The sequence below is a fragment of the Bacillus xiapuensis genome (assembly GCF_002797355.1).
GTDB classification, from domain to species: Bacteria; Bacillota; Bacilli; order Bacillales; family Domibacillaceae; genus Bacillus_CE; species Bacillus_CE xiapuensis.
On the sequence record NZ_KZ454939.1, the window covers coordinates 981749 to 1000527 of the forward strand.

General features: G+C 44.2%; 21 protein-coding genes. 16 read left to right on the forward strand and 5 right to left on the reverse strand.

What is annotated here, in order from left to right; genetic code table 11:
• Positions 1–21 precede the first annotated feature (21 nt).
• Positions 22–1233, forward strand: a complete 1212-nt coding sequence (locus CEF20_RS04930; RefSeq protein WP_100330748.1) for an EAL domain-containing protein — start codon at positions 22–24, stop codon at positions 1231–1233.
• 66 nt (positions 1234–1299) lie between these two features.
• Positions 1300–1530: a hypothetical protein gene (locus CEF20_RS04935; RefSeq protein WP_100330749.1), complete on the forward strand. Its 231-nt coding sequence runs from the start codon at positions 1300–1302 to the stop codon at positions 1528–1530.
• Positions 1531–1583: 53 nt separating this feature from the next.
• Here the strand turns inward: CEF20_RS04935 and CEF20_RS04940 are convergent, their stop codons facing one another.
• The gene (locus CEF20_RS04940) at positions 1584–1823 is read right to left on the reverse strand and encodes a glutaredoxin family protein (protein WP_100330750.1); all 240 of its coding nucleotides are present in this window, start codon (positions 1821–1823) and stop codon (positions 1584–1586) included.
• Positions 1824–2029: 206 nt separating this feature from the next.
• Here CEF20_RS04940 and CEF20_RS04945 point away from each other — a divergent pair, with 206 nt between their 5' ends.
• The 11 genes from CEF20_RS04945 to CEF20_RS04995 all read left to right on the forward strand — a co-directional run bounded on the left by CEF20_RS04945 (position 2030) and on the right by CEF20_RS04995 (position 12135).
• The gene (locus CEF20_RS04945; protein WP_100330751.1) at positions 2030–2281 is read left to right on the forward strand and encodes a YkuJ family protein; all 252 of its coding nucleotides are present in this window, start codon (positions 2030–2032) and stop codon (positions 2279–2281) included.
• 208 nt (positions 2282–2489) lie between these two features.
• Positions 2490–2930 carry a cyclic-di-AMP-binding protein CbpB gene (cbpB, locus tag CEF20_RS04950; RefSeq protein ID WP_100330752.1) on the forward strand — a complete coding sequence of 147 codons (441 nt, stop codon included), beginning with the start codon at positions 2490–2492 and terminating at the stop codon, positions 2928–2930.
• Positions 2931–3138: 208 nt separating this feature from the next.
• Positions 3139–4566: an MDR family MFS transporter gene (locus CEF20_RS04955; protein WP_100332004.1), complete on the forward strand. Its 1428-nt coding sequence runs from the start codon at positions 3139–3141 to the stop codon at positions 4564–4566.
• Positions 4567–4596: 30 nt separating this feature from the next.
• Positions 4597–5469 (forward strand): LysR family transcriptional regulator, encoded by an 873-nt coding sequence (locus CEF20_RS04960; protein WP_100330753.1) that lies wholly within the window; start codon positions 4597–4599, stop codon positions 5467–5469.
• Positions 5470–5585: 116 nt separating this feature from the next.
• A complete protein-coding gene (gene dapD, locus CEF20_RS04965) occupies positions 5586–6296 on the forward strand; it encodes a 2,3,4,5-tetrahydropyridine-2,6-dicarboxylate N-acetyltransferase (RefSeq protein ID WP_100330754.1) in 711 nt (236 codons plus the stop codon).
• Between the two features lie 94 nt (positions 6297–6390).
• Positions 6391–7515, forward strand: coding sequence for an N-acetyldiaminopimelate deacetylase (locus tag CEF20_RS04970; protein WP_100330755.1), 1125 nt, complete (start codon positions 6391–6393; stop codon positions 7513–7515).
• Between the two features lie 272 nt (positions 7516–7787).
• Positions 7788–8330 carry a peroxiredoxin gene (locus tag CEF20_RS04975; RefSeq protein ID WP_100330756.1) on the forward strand — a complete coding sequence of 181 codons (543 nt, stop codon included), beginning with the start codon at positions 7788–7790 and terminating at the stop codon, positions 8328–8330.
• An 85-nt stretch (positions 8331–8415) separates the two neighbouring features.
• Entirely contained in the window at positions 8416–8871 is a 456-nt protein-coding gene (locus tag CEF20_RS04980) for a TlpA family protein disulfide reductase (RefSeq protein ID WP_100330757.1), read from the forward strand.
• A gap of 168 nt (positions 8872–9039) precedes the next feature.
• Entirely contained in the window at positions 9040–10380 is a 1341-nt protein-coding gene (locus tag CEF20_RS04985) for a cytochrome ubiquinol oxidase subunit I (RefSeq protein ID WP_100330758.1), read from the forward strand.
• 18 nt (positions 10381–10398) lie between these two features.
• Positions 10399–11415 (forward strand): cytochrome d ubiquinol oxidase subunit II, encoded by a 1017-nt coding sequence (locus tag CEF20_RS04990; RefSeq protein ID WP_100330759.1) that lies wholly within the window; start codon positions 10399–10401, stop codon positions 11413–11415.
• Positions 11416–11472: 57 nt separating this feature from the next.
• On the forward strand, positions 11473–12135 hold the full coding sequence (locus CEF20_RS04995) for a potassium channel family protein (RefSeq protein ID WP_100330760.1): 663 nt from the start codon (positions 11473–11475) through the stop codon (positions 12133–12135).
• Between the two features lie 55 nt (positions 12136–12190).
• Here CEF20_RS04995 and rnjA read toward each other — a convergent pair whose 3' ends face one another.
• Positions 12191–13858 carry a ribonuclease J1 gene (rnjA, locus tag CEF20_RS05000; RefSeq protein ID WP_100330761.1) on the reverse strand — a complete coding sequence of 556 codons (1668 nt, stop codon included), beginning with the start codon at positions 13856–13858 and terminating at the stop codon, positions 12191–12193.
• Between the two features lie 3 nt (positions 13859–13861).
• Positions 13862–14071, reverse strand: a complete 210-nt coding sequence (locus CEF20_RS05005) for a DNA-dependent RNA polymerase subunit epsilon (RefSeq protein ID WP_100330762.1) — start codon at positions 14069–14071, stop codon at positions 13862–13864.
• A 519-nt stretch (positions 14072–14590) separates the two neighbouring features.
• On the opposite strand from CEF20_RS05005, the gene CEF20_RS05010 reads away from it, so the two are divergent.
• On the forward strand, positions 14591–15361 hold the full coding sequence (locus CEF20_RS05010) for a Cof-type HAD-IIB family hydrolase (RefSeq protein WP_100330763.1): 771 nt from the start codon (positions 14591–14593) through the stop codon (positions 15359–15361).
• 8 nt (positions 15362–15369) lie between these two features.
• Here CEF20_RS05010 and CEF20_RS17035 read toward each other — a convergent pair whose 3' ends face one another.
• Both CEF20_RS17035 and def read right to left on the reverse strand, forming a co-directional pair.
• Positions 15370–15561, reverse strand: a complete 192-nt coding sequence (locus tag CEF20_RS17035; protein ID WP_100330764.1) for a hypothetical protein — start codon at positions 15559–15561, stop codon at positions 15370–15372.
• Positions 15551–16105, reverse strand: a complete 555-nt coding sequence (def, locus tag CEF20_RS05020; protein WP_100330765.1) for a peptide deformylase — start codon at positions 16103–16105, stop codon at positions 15551–15553. Before def ends, CEF20_RS17035 begins: the two co-directional genes overlap by 11 nt.
• Positions 16106–16677: 572 nt before the next feature.
• On the opposite strand from def, the gene pdhA reads away from it, so the two are divergent.
• Positions 16678–17790, forward strand: coding sequence for a pyruvate dehydrogenase (acetyl-transferring) E1 component subunit alpha (gene pdhA / locus CEF20_RS05025; protein WP_100330766.1), 1113 nt, complete (start codon positions 16678–16680; stop codon positions 17788–17790).
• 3 nt (positions 17791–17793) lie between these two features.
• Positions 17794–18771 (forward strand): alpha-ketoacid dehydrogenase subunit beta, encoded by a 978-nt coding sequence (locus CEF20_RS05030; protein WP_100330767.1) that lies wholly within the window; start codon positions 17794–17796, stop codon positions 18769–18771.
• The last annotated feature ends 8 nt before the right edge of the window (positions 18772–18779 follow it).

Here is an 18779-nt window from a genome sequence, read left to right on the forward strand (position 1 = left end):
TGTTGCGGAGGGGGAAGGTAAATGGATGCGCTTGAGGTCATGACACACCTTGAAAAAGTTACTCCTTTTTTCCAGCCGATCTTTAGTGCGGACGAACATACAATCATCGGATATGAAGTGCTTGGACGCTTCTGGGAGGATGGAGAAGCAAAAAGCCTGGGGCCCTTTTTTCACGATGCGGAAGTTCCGGATGAATTTCATCTCGAAGTAGATGATCTTATATTACGCCGGGCGCTGGATAGGCTATTGCAATCCCAGTGCGGTACGAGCTTGTTTATCAACAGAGATGCAAGGCTGTTGACAAAGGATTCAGGCGAGCATTTTTTATCCGTATTGCATGAATATGAGGAGAAAGGCTTAAAGTTAAGCGATATTGTGCTCGAAGTATCACAATCAGGATGCAGCGATGAGCTTGAAAGAGTGCTAAGATACTATAAAACATTGGGGATCCGCCTGGCGATTGATCACATTGAAGAAATGAGCGGCCATCTTCATAAATTTGTAAATTGCTCACCGGATATTTTAAAGGTCAGTCTCCAGACCTTAAGAAAAAATACAGTCAATCAGACGTATAAGGACTTTCTTTATTCTCTGTCGATGCTGGCCAGAAAAGTTGGAGCCTCGCTTTTATTTGAGAATATTGAAATGGAGTATCAGCTGCAATATGCGTGGAAACACGGAGGCCGATACTATCAAGGCTTTTACTTGCACGAGCCGGCTGCACAATTTTTAAATACCCGGATTCAGAAGGACAAGCTGAGAAGAAAATGCCAAGAGTTCATCATACACGAAAAACGATCGCTGGAGAAAGTTTATCGTTTGGCGGAGTCGATCCAGCTTGAACTACAAGAGATCACGGCTAAGTATGCGAAGAAAAGTCTCTCGAGGGAGCAGCTGCTTGAAGCGGTGGCGAAGCATTTTGAAGGCATGTGTTTTCGAGTGTACATTTGCGATGAAAATGGGTTCGAGCTGACATCGAACTATTTTAAACAAGACGGGAAGTGGATCTTTCAGCCGGAGTATTACGATAAAAATTGGAGCTGGAGGCCGTATTTTTTAGAAAATATTTTGCGGATGAGAAAAAATAGAATGGGTCTGCTGTCGGATCTTTACAGCGACATTGAAACGGCTGAAACGATCCGAACCTTTTCTTATCCTTTGAACGATCGTGAATATTTATTCATTGACATCACGTATGAATTTCTGTTTGAACAGGATGGATTGCTTTATTGAGACAGAATAGAATTATGAAAAATGAAAAACACTACCCTTAAAAGAATACAGAGGGAGTGTCATACAGTGAGCGTCTATATGATGGTTTTGATATTTGTAGTGATCGCTACAGTTGTTTTTTCCGTATTCTATACCTTTCGAGTGCTCAAACAGCAGCAAGCCGTTAAAGAAGGGCTGGATCAGCCGGTGCCGAATGCTGTTCAAGGACATCCTTATTTAAAGAATCCGATCTTCTGGTCCTACTTGATCGGCTTCGGGTTGCTGCTGGCGTTTATTTTTTATTTAGCTGTCAGATAACCAATAAACGGCCGGCGCAAAGGTTTGAGCCGGCCATTTGGGTAACTTCTCCGCTATAAGCCATGCTTTTGAAGGGCGCTGGTTAATTTCTCAAGGTCAAATCCAGCGATGGCTTCATTGCCGATGACGACGGTAGGTGTGGATGAAGATTTCCACTGCTGCAGCTGCTGACGGGCGTCCATGTCAGCAGCAATATTTTTTTCCTCGTATTGCACTCCCCGATCATCTAAAAATAACTTGACGATCGTGCATGGCGGGCATTCAGGTTGGGTATATAAAATGATGGAAGCCAAAGTTTATTCCTCCTGTTTTATCAAAATCAAGCAATCTTTGTTGTGCTTTCGCGAGTTATTAGAAAATAAAATTAAAAATAAAAAGGTTGGATATGAAAAAGATGTATGGTATATTTCTTTTGCCTATTTATTTTATAACAAACAAAAATGAACGGTCAAAAATAAAATAAATACCGGAAGCCAGATGAAAGGGGTTGACCTTTTAAATGTCACAATTAATAGGGATTGTTCAGCGTTTAAAGTCATTGCAAGAAGGAAGTGAAGCCGGCGAGGTTCAGCAGCGTCTGTTTGAAGTGAACGGAAGAACTTTATGCCAAGTGAAATACTTACCTGGAAAAGATACATTTGAATTGGAAGTGTATGATCAGGACGGGAAAGGGAACAAATATCCTTTCGATGATATTGATATGACAGCTATTGAAATCTTTGATTTACTGCAGGAAGCGAAGCAGCAGTAACCGCCGCTTAATATAAGGAAGCATCCTTATGGTTAATACAAACTCATATGCTCACAAAAGGCAGGCTGAAGGTTGCGGCATCGATCCGTTAAAGAGTCAGCCTTGTTTTTTTATGCCTGAGAATGGAATTTCAGCTAATTATTCTGCTATGATAAAAACAGAGACTAAATAGATTGAAGCGCTTACAAAAGTGTAAAGGGGAATTTAGATGATTTCTTTTGAAAGTAAGGATGTTCTTCAAACTAATATAATGGATTATCTTATTCCGGCAGAAAAGGTAGCCCATGTACAGCCTGACAATAATCTTGAGCATGCTTTGCTCGTGCTGACAAAAAGCGGCTACACGGCTATTCCAGTGCTTGACGCAAAATTCAAGCTTCACGGACTAATTAGCATGCCGATGATTACTGAACCCATTCTCGGGCTGGAACGAATTGAATTTGAAAAGCTGGAGCATATGAAGGTGGAGGAGGTCATGGCGACGGATAAGCCGTGGCTGACCATTCACGATCATTTTAGAAAAGCCCTTGGCCTTTTAATCAATCATCCTTTTTTATGCGTAGTAAATGAAGAAAAGGAATTTCAAGGCATATTAACCCGAAGAGTTATTTTAAAGCAATTGAATCATCATGTGGATCAGCTTAAGTGAGAATTTAAGCGCTGAAACGGTCTTTAAGGGTCAAGCTCCCTTTCAAAGCAAGTTCATGCGGCTATAGAGCATAAGCTGCATTGCTGCTGAACGGGGGCTGGCTTTTTTATTTGGATGGACCGCTTAAGGACAGGAGGAAATCGGAGTGAAGGATGCGTTAGCAATACAAAATAAAGCCACCAAGAGGCCTTTTGTGCTTGCTGCAGTGATGTTAGCGATGTTTATGGGAGCGATTGAGGCAACGATCGTTTCGACGGCCATGCCAGCCATCGTGGCAGAATTAGGCGGTTTTTCTTTATATAGCTGGGTTTTTTCAGCTTATTTATTAATGAATGCGGCTACTGTGTTGATTTACGGAAAGCTTTCTGATATCTATGGGCGCAAGCCGGTTTTAATTACGGGTATTATCCTTTTTTTGATCGGCTCCTTTCTGTGCGGAATGGCGGGAACGATGGAGCAGCTGATTCTTTTCCGCTTGCTGCAAGGCTTAGGAGCAGGAGCGGTCATGCCGGTGGCTTCCACGATTGTGGGCGATATCTACACAAGAGAAGAAAGAGCTAAAATCCAAGGGTACCTTTCTAGCGTGTGGGGAATTTCAGCAGTTACCGGCCCAGCTATAGGCGGAGTGCTTGTAGAGAATGTCAGCTGGCGGTTTGTGTTTTGGATGAACTTGCCTCTCGGTTTGCTGGCTATAGCAGGACTGCTTTTTTTCTTGCATGAGCATGTGAAGAAGCAGAGAGCGGATATTGACTATATGGGGACTTTTTTATTCTTGATTGCCATCTCCTGTCTCATGTATTTGCTGGTCGAAGGGGGGATTCAATTTGCCTGGACGTCATCGTTTGCCATGCTTTTGGTGCTGGCAGCCGCCGTTTTCTTTGTCCTCTTTATCCGGCAAGAAAAGCGAGCCGCTTCGCCGATGATGCCGTTTAATCTGTGGAAGATGCGGCCGATCCTGATTGCCAATCTTGTGTCCTTCACGACAGGGGTGATGCTGATCGGCATATCAAGCTTTCTTCCGACCTATGTGCAAGGGGTCATGGGGGAAAGTGCGACGGTAGCAGGCTTCACATTAACGGCGATGTCGATCGGATGGCCGATTGCTTCCACTTTGTCCGGCAGAATGCTGCTGTCGATTGGCTATCGTCAAACGACGGTCATCGGCGGGGCGGCGCTCATTGTCGGAAGTGTCTTGTTTCTGTTTATGACGAAAGATGCGGGACCTGTTTGGGCTGCTTGTTCTTCCTTTTTTATCGGCGTTGGCATGGGACTGACTTCAACCGCCTTCATCGTCTCTATTCAAAATTCAGTGGGCTGGGAACAGCGGGGAGCGGCTACTGCGGCCAATATGTTTATGAGAAACATGGGAAACACAGTGGGAGCTGCTTTGCTGGGCGGTGTATTAAACAGCAAGCTGCAGGATTATTTTGAAGCGCAGTCTTCAGGGAATGCGCCGGTGCTGTCGATCGATTCCATTAATCAGCTGCTGGGACGCAATCAAAACGCTCTTTCTCAAGAAATCATAAGCATGCTGAAAGAAGGCCTGGCCATTTCGCTTCAAGCCGTCTATTTTACCGTTTTTCTGTTTGCGCTTGTCTCCTTCTCATTATTATTATTGTTAAAGAGAGAAGAATAAAATCGCTTATGTATGGAAGGAGGATGGCTAATGTATTCAGAGTTTCAACTGCTCACTGTGCTGGCTGAAGAAATGAATATGAGAAAGGCGGCCGAGCGGCTTTTCGTTTCCCAGCCGGCACTATCTCAGCGTCTGCAATCCATTGAAAAAGAATGGGGAACGAAAATATTCAATCGTTCTACGAAAGGCTTGTCTTTAACCCCTCCGGGCGAGATGATTGTACAATACGCCAAAGAAATGATAGAGAAAAGAGAAAAAGTGCTGGAGAGCATTCAATCGCTGGAGTCAGAAGTGCATGGCACATTAAAGATCGCTTGTGCAACGATTGTGGGACAGAATTGGCTGCCGCAGGTGCTGAAGCGCTTTGTTGAAAGATATCCGTATGCCAAAATTTCTCTAATGACCGGATGGAGCAGTGACATTTCTAAAGCGCTCTATGAAGGAGAGGTGCATATCGGAATCATTCGGGGAACACCGGACTGGAAGGGGCGCAAAATACATCTGTTTGAAGACAGTCTTTATTTAGTGGACAAAGAGATCCGGCGTGTGGAAGAGCTGTTGCACACGGGCAAGCCGTTTATTCAATTTAAAAGCGATTCCACTTATTTTCAAGAAATTCAGGAATGGTGGCATCGCCAATTTCAAACGGCTCCCAAACAGTCGATTATCGTCGACCAAATTGAAACTTGCCGTCAGATGGCTTTCAACGGGATCGGTTATGCGATTTTGCCGGCTATCACGCTGAATGAAACAAACGGGGAAGTGTATAAAATTCCTTTGCTCGATCAAGATGGACAGCCATTGCGGCGGGATACATGGCTGCTCGGCTACGATGCGGCGTTTGAGCTGAGGCAAGTACAAGCATTTATTGACATCATCAATGAATTTAAGCAGCCGCTCTAATGCGAGAAAAAATCTTGTGAAAATGATTGTGCTCTGTTAAATTATAAAGAAATGCAAGCCGTTCTTACTGTGAAATGGCTTGCAGCAGTTAAGAAGTCAGAGGAGGCATACATATCGTGAAAATGATGGATGCGAACGAAATTATTTCTTTTATCAGCAATAGCAAAAAGGCTACTCCAGTGAAGGTTTATGTCAAAGGAGACTTGGAAGGGATTGACTTTGGCCCGTCAGCGAAGTCTTTTCTTGAAGGAAAAACAGGGGTCGTATTCGGAGAATGGTCTGAAATTTCAGAAGCGATCCAGAAGAACAAAGACAAAATTGCCGATTACGTCGTTGAAAATGATCGCCGTAACTCCGCTATCCCTTTGCTCGACCTGAAAGGAATTAAAGCGCGCATTGAGCCGGGGGCGATCATACGCGACCAAGTGGAAATCGGGGACAATGCCGTGATTATGATGGGAGCTTCCATCAATATTGGCTCGGTGATTGGCGAAGGAACGATGATTGATATGAACGCTGTCCTAGGAGGACGGGCAACGGTCGGAAAGAATTGCCATGTGGGTGCTGGAGCGGTTCTTGCCGGCGTTATTGAGCCGCCGTCTGCCAAGCCGGTTGTTCTTGAAGATAATGTGCTCATCGGCGCTAACGCTGTTGTGCTGGAAGGCGTAACGATCGGAGAAGGTTCAGTCGTCGGCGCTGGAGCGATTGTGACGAAAGATATTCCGCCATATTCGGTTGCAGCCGGTGCGCCAGCAAAAGTCATTAAGAAAATTGACGATAAAACGAAATCAAAGACAGAAATAATGCAGGAACTTCGCAAGCTGTAAGTGGTCTGCATGAGAAAAGGGGATATCCCTTTCAACAATCACAGACGTGAGCTGCCAGCTCACGTCTATTTTTAAGAAAGTGAAGGCGAATAACATGTCTATTGATCCATTTATTAAAATACGTAGAGATTTGCATCAAATTCCTGAACTGGGCTTTCAGGAGTATAAAACCCAGCGCTATTTATTGGACTATTTACAGACGCTTCCGCAAGAAAGAATGGAAGTGAAAACGTGGAGAACTGGAATCTTTGTAAAACTTAAAGGGAAACAGCCGGTTCGGACGATCGGGTATCGCACTGACATGGATGGATTGTCTATTGAGGAAGAGACAGGGTTGGCCTTTGCTTCCAGTCATCCGGGGGCTATGCATGCCTGCGGCCACGATCTGCATATGAGCATAGCGCTTGGCGTGCTGACTTATTTTGCAGAACATCAAGTAAACGATGATTTACTGTTTATTTTTCAGCCTGCCGAAGAGGGTCCCGGGGGCGCACAGCCAATGATGGAAAGCGAGATCATGCAGCAGTGGAAGCCCGATGAGATTTATGCTCTTCACATTGCTCCTGAATATCCAGCCGGCACCATTGCGACCAAAGCCGGATTATTATTTGCCAATACCTCTGAATTATATGTGGATTTAAAAGGAAGGGGCGGGCACGCTGCTTATCCTCATGAAACGAAAGATATGGTGGTGGCGGCGGCGCATTTAATCACTCAGCTGCAAACGATCGTGTCGAGAAACATCAATCCGCTCGATAGCTCAGTAGTAACGATCGGAAAGATCACCGGGGGAACCGTTCAAAATATCATCGCTGAAAAAGCGAGAATTGAAGGGACGATTCGCACGCTTTCAGCTGAAGCCATGATTGAAGTGAAAAAACGCATTGAAGCGCTCGTCAAAGGGATAGAAGTCGGGTTTGAGTGTGAGGCGCTCATTGATTACGGCTGCAATTATTATCAAGTCAACAATCACCCGGCGGTGGCTGAGAGATTTATCGAATGCATGAAAGGATTAGCGGAAGTGAATGTCGTCATCTGCAAAGAAGCAATGACGGGAGAGGACTTTGGCTACATGCTGAAAGAAATCCCCGGTTTAATGTTCTGGCTTGGGGTAGGATCAGATTATGGCCTGCATCATGCCAAACTGAATCCGGATGAGCGGGCGATCCGTACAGGCATTGCCGCCGTTACGAAATATTTTGAACAAATAGCAAAATAAATGTGGGGAAATGCTTATTATTTTGTCTCTTGGTTCAATCATGATACACTTAATATTGGACGAGATGTTTAAATAAGCATGATTAGGATACCCTATGGAAAGAATGACTTGGCGCATTTATTATACTTATTTCTTTTTTAAAATTATTATAAATAAGTGTTGACGGTGCAACAAGCATGGCTTATAATTGTAATTGTAGCAAGGGAAGTAAATGAGAATATATATTTACTTTCTCATTTATAAGATAAAATTTATTTGGAGGGATTTTAGTTATGGCAGAACGCATGGTAGGTAAACAAGCTCCACGTTTTGAAATGGATGCTGTAATGCCAAACAAGGAATTTGGGAAAGTAAGCCTGGAAGAAAACATGAAAAATGGCAAGTGGACAGTGTTGTTCTTCTACCCAATGGACTTCACTTTTGTTTGTCCGACAGAAATCACTGCAATGTCTGACCGCTTTGATGAGTTCGAGGATTTAGACGCGCAAGTAATAGGTGTTTCAACTGATACAATCCATACGCATTTAGCGTGGATCAACACAGACCGTAAAGATAACGGTTTAGGAGATCTTAAGTATCCATTAGCGGCTGATACCAATCATGTAGTTGCTCGTGACTATGGTGTATTAATTGAAGAAGAAGGGGTTGCTCTTCGCGGATTGTTCATCATTAACCCAGAAGGTGAACTTCAATATCAAGTAGTGAACCATAATAACATCGGACGCGATGTAGATGAAACTCTACGTGTTCTTCAAGCGCTTCAAACAGGCGGACTTTGCCCTGCTAACTGGAAGCCAGGTCAAAAAACCCTATAAGAACGCGCATATAAAATAAGCTGAATCAGAATGGAAAGGCCTAACCGTAAAGTTAGGCCTTTTTGAAAATAGGAGGCTGAATCGGATGAAATTAAGAGAACCAATGCCTGAATTAAATGGAGCCGTAGCCTGGTTAAACGGCGAAGTGACAAAGGATGAATTAATCGGAGAAAAGCCAACATTAATTCATTTCTGGTCGATTAGCTGTCATCTATGTAAAGAAGCTATGCCTCAAGTGAATAGCTTCCGGGATGATTTTAAGGACCAATTGAATGTGGTGGCGGTGCATATGCCGCGCTCTGAAGATGATCTTGATTTGGATGAAATTAAAGCTGTCGCACAAGAGCATGGCATCACACAGCCGATTTTTGTCGACAGTGAGCATAAATTAACGGACGCATTTGAAAATCAATATGTTCCTGCTTACTACGTATTTGATAAAGACGGTAAGCTTCGCCATTTCCAAGCGGGAGGCAGCGGCATGAAAATGCTGGAGAAGCGTGTCAACCGCGTATTGAATGAAACAGAACAAAGTGAGTAATAATAATAAAGGCCGGCTAAATAGCCGGCCTTTATTATTTAAGATCATTTGTCACGAAAAAGTCATGAAGAATCGGTATAATTTGCTCTTTAATTCCTAAAATGAGGGTAATGTGATATATGTCACACGATCTTTAAGTAGATCCTATTTAAAAAGGAGGGCATTCGAATGGAACTGGATAATGTCATGCTCAGCCGGATGCTGACTGCTATGACGCTGATGTTTCACATTATATTTGCAACGATTGGCGTCGGAGTTCCGGTCATGATATCCATTGCAGAGTTCCTCGGGATTAAGCGGAAAGATCCTTATTACTTGTTGCTGGCACGCAGATGGGCCCGCGGATTTACCATTACCGTGGCGATCGGTGTAGTCACAGGAACAGCCATCGGTTTGCAATTATCACTGCTGTGGCCAAGCTTCATGGAAGTGGCCGGTCATGTCATCGCCTTGCCTTTATTTATGGAAACATTCGCTTTTTTCTTTGAAGCCATTTTCTTAGGCATTTATTTGTACACATGGGATCGCTTTAAGAACAGAATGGTTCATTGGTTATTGACCATTCCTGTCATCATTGGCTCCTCGGCCTCCGCTTTATTTATTACAACAGTTAACTCGTTTATGAACATGCCGCAAGGCTTTGAGCTGAAGGATGGGAAGGCGGTTAATATCGACCCGATTGCGGCGATGTTTAACCCGGCAACGCCTTCGAAAGTATTTCATGTTTTAACCTCCGCCTATATGACAGCGGCTGCTATCTTAGCGGCGATTGCCGCCTTTGCCATTCTGAAAGGAAAACGCAGCGCGTATGAAAAAAAAGCGTTAAAGCTTACGATGATTTGCACGTTTATTTTTACAGGATTAACAACGGTGGCTGGCGATATTTCTGCGAAATTCTTGGCAGCTGAGCAGCCTGAAAAGCTGGCTGCGGCAGAGTGGCATTTTGAAACCGAAAAAAATGCCGATTTAATATTATTTGGCACGATTAATGAAAATAATGAAATCAAAAACGAGATACGGTTGCCTGGCTTTTTAAGCTTTTTGGCGGGCAGTTCGTTTGATACGGAAGTTATTGGATTAAACGAGTTCCCGGAAGATGAGCGGCCGCCGCTTTGGGTGCATTATATGTTCGATTTAATGGTTATGATCGGCTTCTTCACTTTGGGGATCTCCGGTCTTTATTTAGTGGCCTCTAAACTGAAGCAGTGGAATGAATTAAGCAAGCCGCTTTTGCTGGGGATTGCAGCATCCGGACCGCTGACCATGCTGGCGATTGAATTCGGATGGATTTATGCAGAAGTCGGCCGGCAGCCATGGATACTGAGAGGGTACATGAAAGTAGGGGAAGCAGCTACGACCGGCAACGGGGTGGGCTTGACCTTTGTGCTGTTTGCTTTGCTGTACCTCATCCTCGGCATACTGTGCGTGGTCGTACTGATCCGGATGTTTCGATCCTCTCCGGCCCAAGCGGAACTGGAAAAACGCTTTCCTAATGGAACGATTGACTAGTAGAGGAGGGAAGAAGGAATGAATTTAGAACTTCTCGGCATAACCGTTTTGTGGACATTCTTATACGGTTATTTAATTGTGGCTTCCATTGATTTTGGTGCTGGATTTTTTGCTTATTACGGAAAAATAACGAAAAAAGATTCTATTATTAATGGGCTGATTTCCAGATATTTATCTCCAGTCTGGGAAGTCACCAATGTTTTTTTCGTTTTTTTCTTTGTGGGGATTGTTGGCTTTTTTCCCAGCACCGCTTATTACTTCGGTACGGCGCTGCTTATTCCGGGCAGCATAGCCATTATTCTATTGGCTATCCGCGGCTCGTTTTACGCATTTGGCAACTACGGTTCGCGGGGCAGCACCGTTTATTTATTTCTATATGGAGCGACAGGTCTATTAATTCCTGCATCCCTATCCACGACGTTAACGATTTCTGAGGGCGGATTTTTGAGAGTGGAAAATGACCAAGTTGTCTTTTTGGCGAAAGAACTGTTTTCCAGTCCTTACTCCTGGAGTGTGGTGGTCTTGTCGATTGTCTCCGTTTTGTTTATTAGCGCCACTTTTTTAACCTATTATGCCGACCGGGCAAAGGACATTGAAGCCAGAGAGCTGCTGAGAAAGTTCGCTCTCTTATGGAGTCCGCCGACGATTTTAGCCAGCTTGCTTGTATTCCTCTCTCTTCGCAGCCATAACGAAACCCATTTCAATAAAGCGGTGGGGGAATATTGGTGGATGTTCGCTTTGTCATTGTTGTGTTTCTGTCTGGCATCGGCGTTCATCTATCAGAAAAAAGCATATGGCACCGCGTTTATTATGGTCATGCTGCAATACTTTTTTGCTTTCTTTGGTTACGGCGCCTCTCACTTGCCGTATATATTGTATCCGTACGTAACACTGAGTGAAGGTGTGACGAACGACTCGATGGCTACTGCGCTCGTGATCGCTTTTGTGCTGGGGTTATTATTGCTGGTGCCATCGCTGATTTTGCTGATGAAGCTTTTCTTATTTGACGCGGATTATGTAAAAGGGAAAAAATAATCATTTGTGTTAAAATAAGAGGGCAATGAATATCGGAATAGTAGTGGAGGAATTTTTGTGAAAAAGGAGTTCGTGGTCATCGGTTTAGGACGTTTCGGGGGGAGCATTTGTAAGGCACTGTCAGAACACGGTATGGAAGTGATGGCGATTGATGCTGATGAAGATCGCGTCAATGAATTTGCTGCCATCGCTTCTCATGCAGTTGTGGCAGATGCAACGGATGAATCGGTGTTAAAAAGCCTTGGCATTCGCAATTTCGACCATGTCATTGTAGCCATTGGAGAAGATATTCAATCCAGCATTTTAACGACATTAATGCTGAAAGAAATCGGCGTAGAACGTATTACAGCGAAAGCGCAAAATGACTATCATGAAAAAGTGTTAAGAAAAATCGGTGCGGATCATGTGGTTCACCCAGAACGGGACATGGGCCGCCGCATAGCGACTAACATGATTTCCAATAATGTTCTGGATTATCTGGAACTATCAGATGAGCATTCAATTGTGGAAATTGTGGCTAATGATTTACTTGCCGGCCATTCCATTATCGACTTGGATATTCGCGCCCGGTACGGAATTAATATAGTAGCCATTAAAAGGGATAAGGAGGTCCTTATTTCACCTCAAGCAGAAGAGGAGATTAAAAAGGATGATATCTTAATCGTGATCGGAGCGGATACGGATATTAACCGCTTTGAGAAGAAAGTGATGAACAGCTGAACAGCCAAAGAAGCGAAGAAAAGGATGCAGAAGGTCTCTGCATCCTTTTCTCTTGCTATACTTCCATGATAATAGGCAGGATCATAGGGCGGCGCTTTGTTTTTTCATAAAGGAACGGAGACAAGGTGTCAATGATTTCATTTTTAATCTCTGACCATTGGGATGTCTTTTTATTCAGCACTTTATGAATATGTTTATTCAGCATATTTTGCGCTTCGTAAATCAAGTCTCCGGATTCACGCATATACACAAATCCGCGGGAGATGATATCGGGACCGGCTTCGATTCTGTAATCCTTCATATTAATGCTTACCACGACAATCACGAGTCCTTCTTCTGAAAGAATGCGGCGGTCGCGCAGCACGATATTTCCGATGTCTCCAATCCCGCTTCCATCGATGTAAACGGAACCGGATGGAATTTTTCCTGCGATGTGAGCTGAATCCTTGCTTAAGGCAAGAACCTCTCCGTTATCCATCAGGAAGCAGTGATCTTCGGGGACACCGCAATCGATCGCATGCTGGGCATGCGTCTTTTGCATGCGGTATTCCCCGTGAATCGGCATAAAGAACTTCGGTTTAATTAAGCGGAGCATCAGTTTTTGCTCTTCTTGTCCTCCGTGACCGGAAGTGTGAATATCATTTAATGATCCGTGAATGACTTCAGCGCCTGCTCGGAATAAACTGTTAATCGTTCTGTTTACGCTGATTGTGTTCCCGGGAATAGGTGAAGAAGAGAAAACGACGGTATCACCAGGCTGAATTTGGATTTGGCGATGAGTGCCATTTGCAATCCGCGATAAAGCTGCCATCGGCTCTCCTTGGCTCCCTGTGCAAAGAATCGTCACTTTATGAGCTGGAAGACGGTTCAGCTGCTGGGTTTCCACAAATGTATTTTTGGGGCAGCGGATATAGCCAAGATCCAATCCGATCTCAATTGCTGCTTCCATGCTGCGGCCGAAAACAGCTACTTTACGGCCGTTTTCCACTGCAGCTTCCACCACTTGCTGCAAGCGATGAATATTGGAAGCGAACGTCGCGAAAATAACCCGCCCTTCCACTTTGCGGAAAATATCTTGAATGCTTTCGCCAACACGGCGCTCAGACATTGTAAAATTAGGCACCTCACTGTTGGTGCTGTCTGATAATAAGCAAAGGACACCTTCTTTGCCGATTTCCGCCATTTTTGTTAAATTGGCCGGTTCGCCGACCGGTGTGAAATCGAATTTAAAGTCCCCTGTATGAACGATGTTCCCAGGCGGCGTTTTCACGACGATTCCATATGAATCCGGAATGCTGTGAGTAGTCCGGAAGAAAGTGACAGATGTCTTTCTGAATTTAATTACATCGTCCTCGTGAATTTCATGCATTTTGGTTTGACGGAGCAATCCATGCTCTTCCAGCTTGTTTCTGATCAATCCTAGGGCGAGCTTGCCGCCGTAGATGGGGATGTTTACTTGGCGAAGCAAATATGGAATGCCGCCAATATGGTCCTCATGCCCGTGAGTGATGAATAAACCTTTAATTTTATCTGCATTTTTTTCTAAATAAGTATAATCAGGGATAACGTAATCAATTCCCAGTAATTCATCTTCAGGAAACTTAATGCCTGCGTCGATTAAAATAATTTCATCTTGAAATTGCACTGCATACGTATTTTTGCCGATTTCGCCCAAACCGCCTAGGGCAAATACAGCTGTTTGATCGTTTTTAACAAACTTCATGGATTACAGCTTCTCCAATTTGAAGTCAGGTGATTGCTTTTCATATTCGAGATATGCGTCATCCATAGGCTGCACATATTCAACATTATAAGGGCGGTTTTTTAGCGCTTGGCGAACTTTGCGCTCGGACGCTGCTTCTGTAAATAGAACTTTCGTGTGCTCGCGTACCGGTATTTCTTCTTTAGTTTCTTGATAATAAACTTTATAAATCATTTGGCTCTCTCCTTATCCGAGTTGTATATCAAAACTGATACTTAGCATGATAGCAGTATCCAGTTCTTTTTAATGCCATCCATTATGTTGATTTCATTATATAGAATGTTGCATGTTTTTTCATGTGTTCTACTTTATCATTGCTCAAAATGCTGTTTTGATAAACATTCATTTCATTTCTACATAAAGACAGCCCTTCATAAAGGAAGGGCTCAACCATTCTTTATTATGCGATTGATTTTCTTCTGAGCATGTCTCTCCACTGTTTGGCAAGCTTTTTCTTCAGCTTCTTTAACATAGTGGATCACTCCTTACTTGTATTTTACCACAAGTCAGTCCAAATACAAAGAAAAACTGGAGGTGCTGTGGCGGCCGTATATATAGTATGAGACAAGCCGGCGCTTTTTATAGGGAAGAGACGGTGGGAAATTCCGGTATTTCCCGCTTCTCTTCGTTGACTTTTCAGGGCATCTGCGATAGGTTGTATTCGAAAGTCTGCCATTTAAGGGAGGGGAAAGTATGTCGAAATTAGTCTTTTTTGATATAGATGGCACGCTGCTTGATCACGATAAAACACTGCCTGCTAAAACGAAAGAAGCCGTTCGTTTGCTGCGGGATAAAGGGGTCTATACAGCTATTGCCACCGGCAGAGCGCCGTTTATGTACGAGGATTTGCGCAAAGAGCTCGACATTCATTCGTTTATCAGCTACAACGGCCAATATGTTGTTTTTGAGAATGAGGTTATATATGTAAACCCTCTTCCGCCGGATCCGCTTGAACGGCTAATAGGAAAGGCTCAGGAGAAGGGGCATCCGCTCGTTTTCATGAATGAGCTTACCATGAAGGCCAATCATTCTGATCATGCATATATTCACGACAGTCTTGCCAGTTTAAAGTTTGCTCATCCCGAATCGCTGCCTGATTTCTATAAAGACAATGAGCTGTATCAAACGCTGCTCTTTTGTCCTGATGAGCAGGAACGCTTTTATGAAGAAACGTTTCCTGAGTTTACTTTTATCCGCTGGCATCCTTATTCCGTTGATATCTTACCGGCAGGCGGCTCGAAAGCGGCCGGAATTAAAAAAATGATGGAAAAGCTGCATTTCAAAATGGAGGATGTCTATGCTTTTGGTGATGGACTGAATGATAAGGAAATGCTGGAGGAGGTTGGAACAGGAGTAGCCATGGGAAACGCCCATCCGCTGATAAAGGCAAAAGCCGATTTCGTAACAGCGGACGTAGCTGAAGACGGCATTTATCTTGCGCTTGAGAAATTGGGGCTGCTGTAAAGCCCCGTTTATAGCTGGTGTAAGTGTTTCATGCATGCTGGCTCCAAGAAGACTAGGGTCAGACGCTGAGACGGAGATTCAATCGGCGCGGAGCCTTCAAGAGACGGAATACAAAAGCTGCGCTTTCCATCGTTGGCGGAAAAATCCAGCGATGGAAAGCGCAGCTTAACTGTTTTGTCCGGCAATTGATTATCGTTCAATCGGAAAGGAGTCCTCAGCTATATGGAAGGGGTCCTTCGGATTAATATGATCGAAAAACATAATGCCGTTCAAGTGATCAATTTCGTGCTGAAACACGATGGCTGGCAAGCCCTTCAGGCGCAATTTCACTGCTTCGCCTTCTAATGTTGTGCCTTTGACGGTAATCCGGGCATAGCGATGCACATAACCGGGAACAGCTCTGTCAACAGAGAGGCAGCCTTCTCCGGAAGATAAATACGCTTTTTCTACTGAATGGCTGACAATTTTCGGATTAAACAGCGCATAACTAAGCAAGGAATGATTGTGATCATACACTTGAACAGCAATCATTCTTTTGGAGACGCCGATTTGAGGAGCCGCCAATCCGACGCCGGGGCGCAGCCCATATTTGCTGGCTGTTTCCGGATTCTGGCTGTTTTTTACGTATTCCATCAAGCTTTCCAGCGTTCGCTGGTCTTCTTTAGAAGCAGGAAGGGCCACCTCAGCTGCTTTTTCTCTTAATACCGGATGACCTTCCCGAACTATGTCTTTCATCGTTAGCATAACTAAACCCTCTTTCTTTGCTTCCATTCCTTCTTATCAGTTTATCAAATAAATACAAAATTGTTAACGAAGGAGCATGCTCGGTTGTTTTTCGTTTTCATAAGCATGCTGTTCAGGACAACATCGGGAGGGGGAGGAAGAAATACAGTCAAAAAGTTAGAAGTTCCTGGTTTTTGGGGCCGGCTAAAAGGGATAAAGAGAAAGAGAAAGGTTTCTCTAAAAGGAAATAAAAGAAGCAATAACTAATATATAACAGTATTTTTCTGCTCTTGCTTTTTATATAACAGATAATTGGCGAAACTGATACAGGTATCATGCATGGGGATGAAAGGGTTTTCTTAAAATCAGGCCAATACGTTTAATATTGTTTGACTTTGCGAATGTTCCTATTATAAACTAACTCTGTAATTAACTTATTGTACTAGTCCATGTTAAGTGAATCACTAATACAGAAACACCATACAACAGCATACACCAGTTTGATCAAGCCGATCAAGAGCGGGTATGGAATTTCTCGCAAGTTGCAAAATAAGCAGTGACATAACTGGAAACAGAAAGGATAGGTGGCTTTCATGAGTGCGAAAAAGAATGCACAGTTTGATGCGAAAAAGACACTCGAGATGATTGAAGATCAGTTCGAAATGTTTCAGATTTTAAACGAAGAGGGCGAAATTATTAACGACAAAGCCATGCCGGAATTATCGGATGAACAGCTTCAGGAATTAATGACTCGTATGGTTTATACAAGAATATTGGATCAGCGCTCCATTTCTTTAAACAGACAAGGCCGGCTTGGGTTTTACGCTCCAACTGCCGGGCAAGAAGCTTCCCAAATTGCCTCTCATTTTGCACTGGAGAAGGAAGATTGGATATTGCCGGGATATCGCGATGTTCCGCAAATCATTTGGCATGGTCTTCCGCTGTATCAAGCTTTCTTATTCTCACGCGGGCACTACCAAGGAAATCAGGTTCCTGAAGATGTTAATGTTCTCGCGCCTCAAATTATTATTGGCGCTCAATATATCCAGACGGCCGGCGTTGCTTTAGGCTTGAAAAAACGCGGCAAGCAAGCAGTGGCCATTACATACACTGGAGACGGCGGATCCTCCCAAGGTGATTTTTATGAAGGCATTAATTTCGCGGGTGCCTTTAATGCTCCAGCCATTTTCATCGTCCAAAACAACCAGTTTGCGATTTCTACTCCGCGTGATAAGCAAACAGCTGCGAAGACAATCGCTCAAAAAGGCGTTGCCGCTGGCATTCCAAGCATGCTGGTAGATGGAATGGATCCGCTTGCTGTTTATGTGGCTGTTCGGGATGCCCGCAGCAGAGCGCTTAATGGAGAAGGTCCTTCTTTAATCGAGACGATGTGTTATCGCTACGGTCCTCATACGATGGCGGGCGACGATCCGACACGTTACCGTTCTTCTGATTTGGATACAGAATGGGAGAAGAAAGACCCGCTCGTGCGTTTCCGCAAATTCCTAGAAAGCAAAGGCTTATGGAATGAAGCGAAAGAAACGGAGGTCATTGAGCGAGCAAAAGAAGAAATTAAAGAAGCGATTAAAAAGGCGGATGGGGCGCCGAAACAAAAAGTGACGGATTTAATGTCCATCATGTACGAAGAAATGCCTGCAAACTTAAAAGAGCAATACGAAATTTATAAAGAGAAGGAGTCGAAGTAAGCCATGGCGCAAATGACAATGATCCAAGCAATTACGGATGCTCTGCGCACTGAACTGAAGAATGATGAAAATGTGTTAGTCTTTGGTGAAGACGTGGGAGTAAACGGTGGGGTTTTCCGGGCCACTGAAGGTCTCCAAAAAGAATTCGGTGAAGACCGTGTATTTGACACGCCGCTTGCTGAATCTGGAATCGGCGGGCTGGCTATCGGATTAGCTTTAGAAGGCTACCGCCCTGTGCCGGAAATCCAATTCTTCGGATTTCTTTATGAAGCAATGGACTCTGTTTGCGGTCAACTAGCGCGCATCCGTTATCGTTCAGGGGGAGCTTATTCAGCACCGGTTACGATTCGCTCACCATTCGGCGGAGGCGTGCACACGCCGGAACTTCATGCCGACAGCTTGGAAGGGCTTGTAGCTCAGCAGCCGGGGCTGAAAGTCGTTATTCCTTCCTCTCCTTATGATGCGAAAGGCTTGCTGATCTCCGCCATCCGCGACAATGATCCGGTTATATTCTTAGAGCATATGAAGCTATATCGTTCCTTCCGCCAGGAGGTGCCAGAGGGGGAATATACGATCCCATTAGGAAAAGCGGAAGTAAAAAGAGAGGGAAAAGACCTCACTATCATCACGTATGGAGCGATGGTTCATGAATCAATAAAAGCAGCAGAAGCTCTTGAAAAAGAAGGGGTTTCTGCCGAAGTGATCGATCTGCGCACCATTCAGCCGCTAGATGTTGAAACGATCATTGGTTCTGTAGAGAAAACGGGACGGGCTATGGTTGTTCAAGAAGCTCAGAAGCAAGCTGGCATCGCTGCAAATGTGGTGGCAGAGATCAATGACCGCGCTATTCTTAGCTTGGAAGCTCCAGTGATGCGAGTAACGGCTCCGGATACGGTTTTCCCGTTCTCACAAGCTGAGTCTGTTTGGCTTCCAAACGCTAAAGACATCATGGAAACAGCTAAAAAAGTACTTAATTTCTAATAGTCCAT

What these genes read in the sequence shown, in the direction of transcription:
- CEF20_RS04930 (WP_100330748.1), top strand. Translation starts at nt 22, where the DNA reads ATGGATGCGCTTGAGGTCATGACACACCTTGAAAAAGTTACTCCTTTT.
- CEF20_RS04945 (WP_100330751.1), top strand. Translation starts at nt 2,030, where the DNA reads ATGTCACAATTAATAGGGATTGTTCAGCGTTTAAAGTCATTGCAAGAA.
- cbpB (WP_100330752.1), top strand. Translation starts at nt 2,490, where the DNA reads ATGATTTCTTTTGAAAGTAAGGATGTTCTTCAAACTAATATAATGGAT.
- CEF20_RS04955 (WP_100332004.1), top strand. Translation starts at nt 3,139, where the DNA reads ATGTTAGCGATGTTTATGGGAGCGATTGAGGCAACGATCGTTTCGACG.
- CEF20_RS04960 (WP_100330753.1), top strand. Translation starts at nt 4,597, where the DNA reads ATGTATTCAGAGTTTCAACTGCTCACTGTGCTGGCTGAAGAAATGAAT.
- CEF20_RS04970 (WP_100330755.1), top strand. Translation starts at nt 6,391, where the DNA reads ATGTCTATTGATCCATTTATTAAAATACGTAGAGATTTGCATCAAATT.
- CEF20_RS04975 (WP_100330756.1), top strand. Translation starts at nt 7,788, where the DNA reads ATGGCAGAACGCATGGTAGGTAAACAAGCTCCACGTTTTGAAATGGAT.
- CEF20_RS04980 (WP_100330757.1), top strand. Translation starts at nt 8,416, where the DNA reads ATGAAATTAAGAGAACCAATGCCTGAATTAAATGGAGCCGTAGCCTGG.
- CEF20_RS04985 (WP_100330758.1), top strand. Translation starts at nt 9,040, where the DNA reads ATGGAACTGGATAATGTCATGCTCAGCCGGATGCTGACTGCTATGACG.
- CEF20_RS04990 (WP_100330759.1), top strand. Translation starts at nt 10,399, where the DNA reads ATGAATTTAGAACTTCTCGGCATAACCGTTTTGTGGACATTCTTATAC.
- rnjA (WP_100330761.1), bottom strand. Translation starts at nt 13,858, where the DNA reads ATGAAGTTTGTTAAAAACGATCAAACAGCTGTATTTGCCCTAGGCGGT.
- CEF20_RS05005 (WP_100330762.1), bottom strand. Translation starts at nt 14,071, where the DNA reads ATGATTTATAAAGTTTATTATCAAGAAACTAAAGAAGAAATACCGGTA.
- CEF20_RS05010 (WP_100330763.1), top strand. Translation starts at nt 14,591, where the DNA reads ATGTCGAAATTAGTCTTTTTTGATATAGATGGCACGCTGCTTGATCAC.
- def (WP_100330765.1), bottom strand. Translation starts at nt 16,105, where the DNA reads ATGCTAACGATGAAAGACATAGTTCGGGAAGGTCATCCGGTATTAAGA.
- pdhA (WP_100330766.1), top strand. Translation starts at nt 16,678, where the DNA reads ATGAGTGCGAAAAAGAATGCACAGTTTGATGCGAAAAAGACACTCGAG.
- CEF20_RS05030 (WP_100330767.1), top strand. Translation starts at nt 17,794, where the DNA reads ATGGCGCAAATGACAATGATCCAAGCAATTACGGATGCTCTGCGCACT.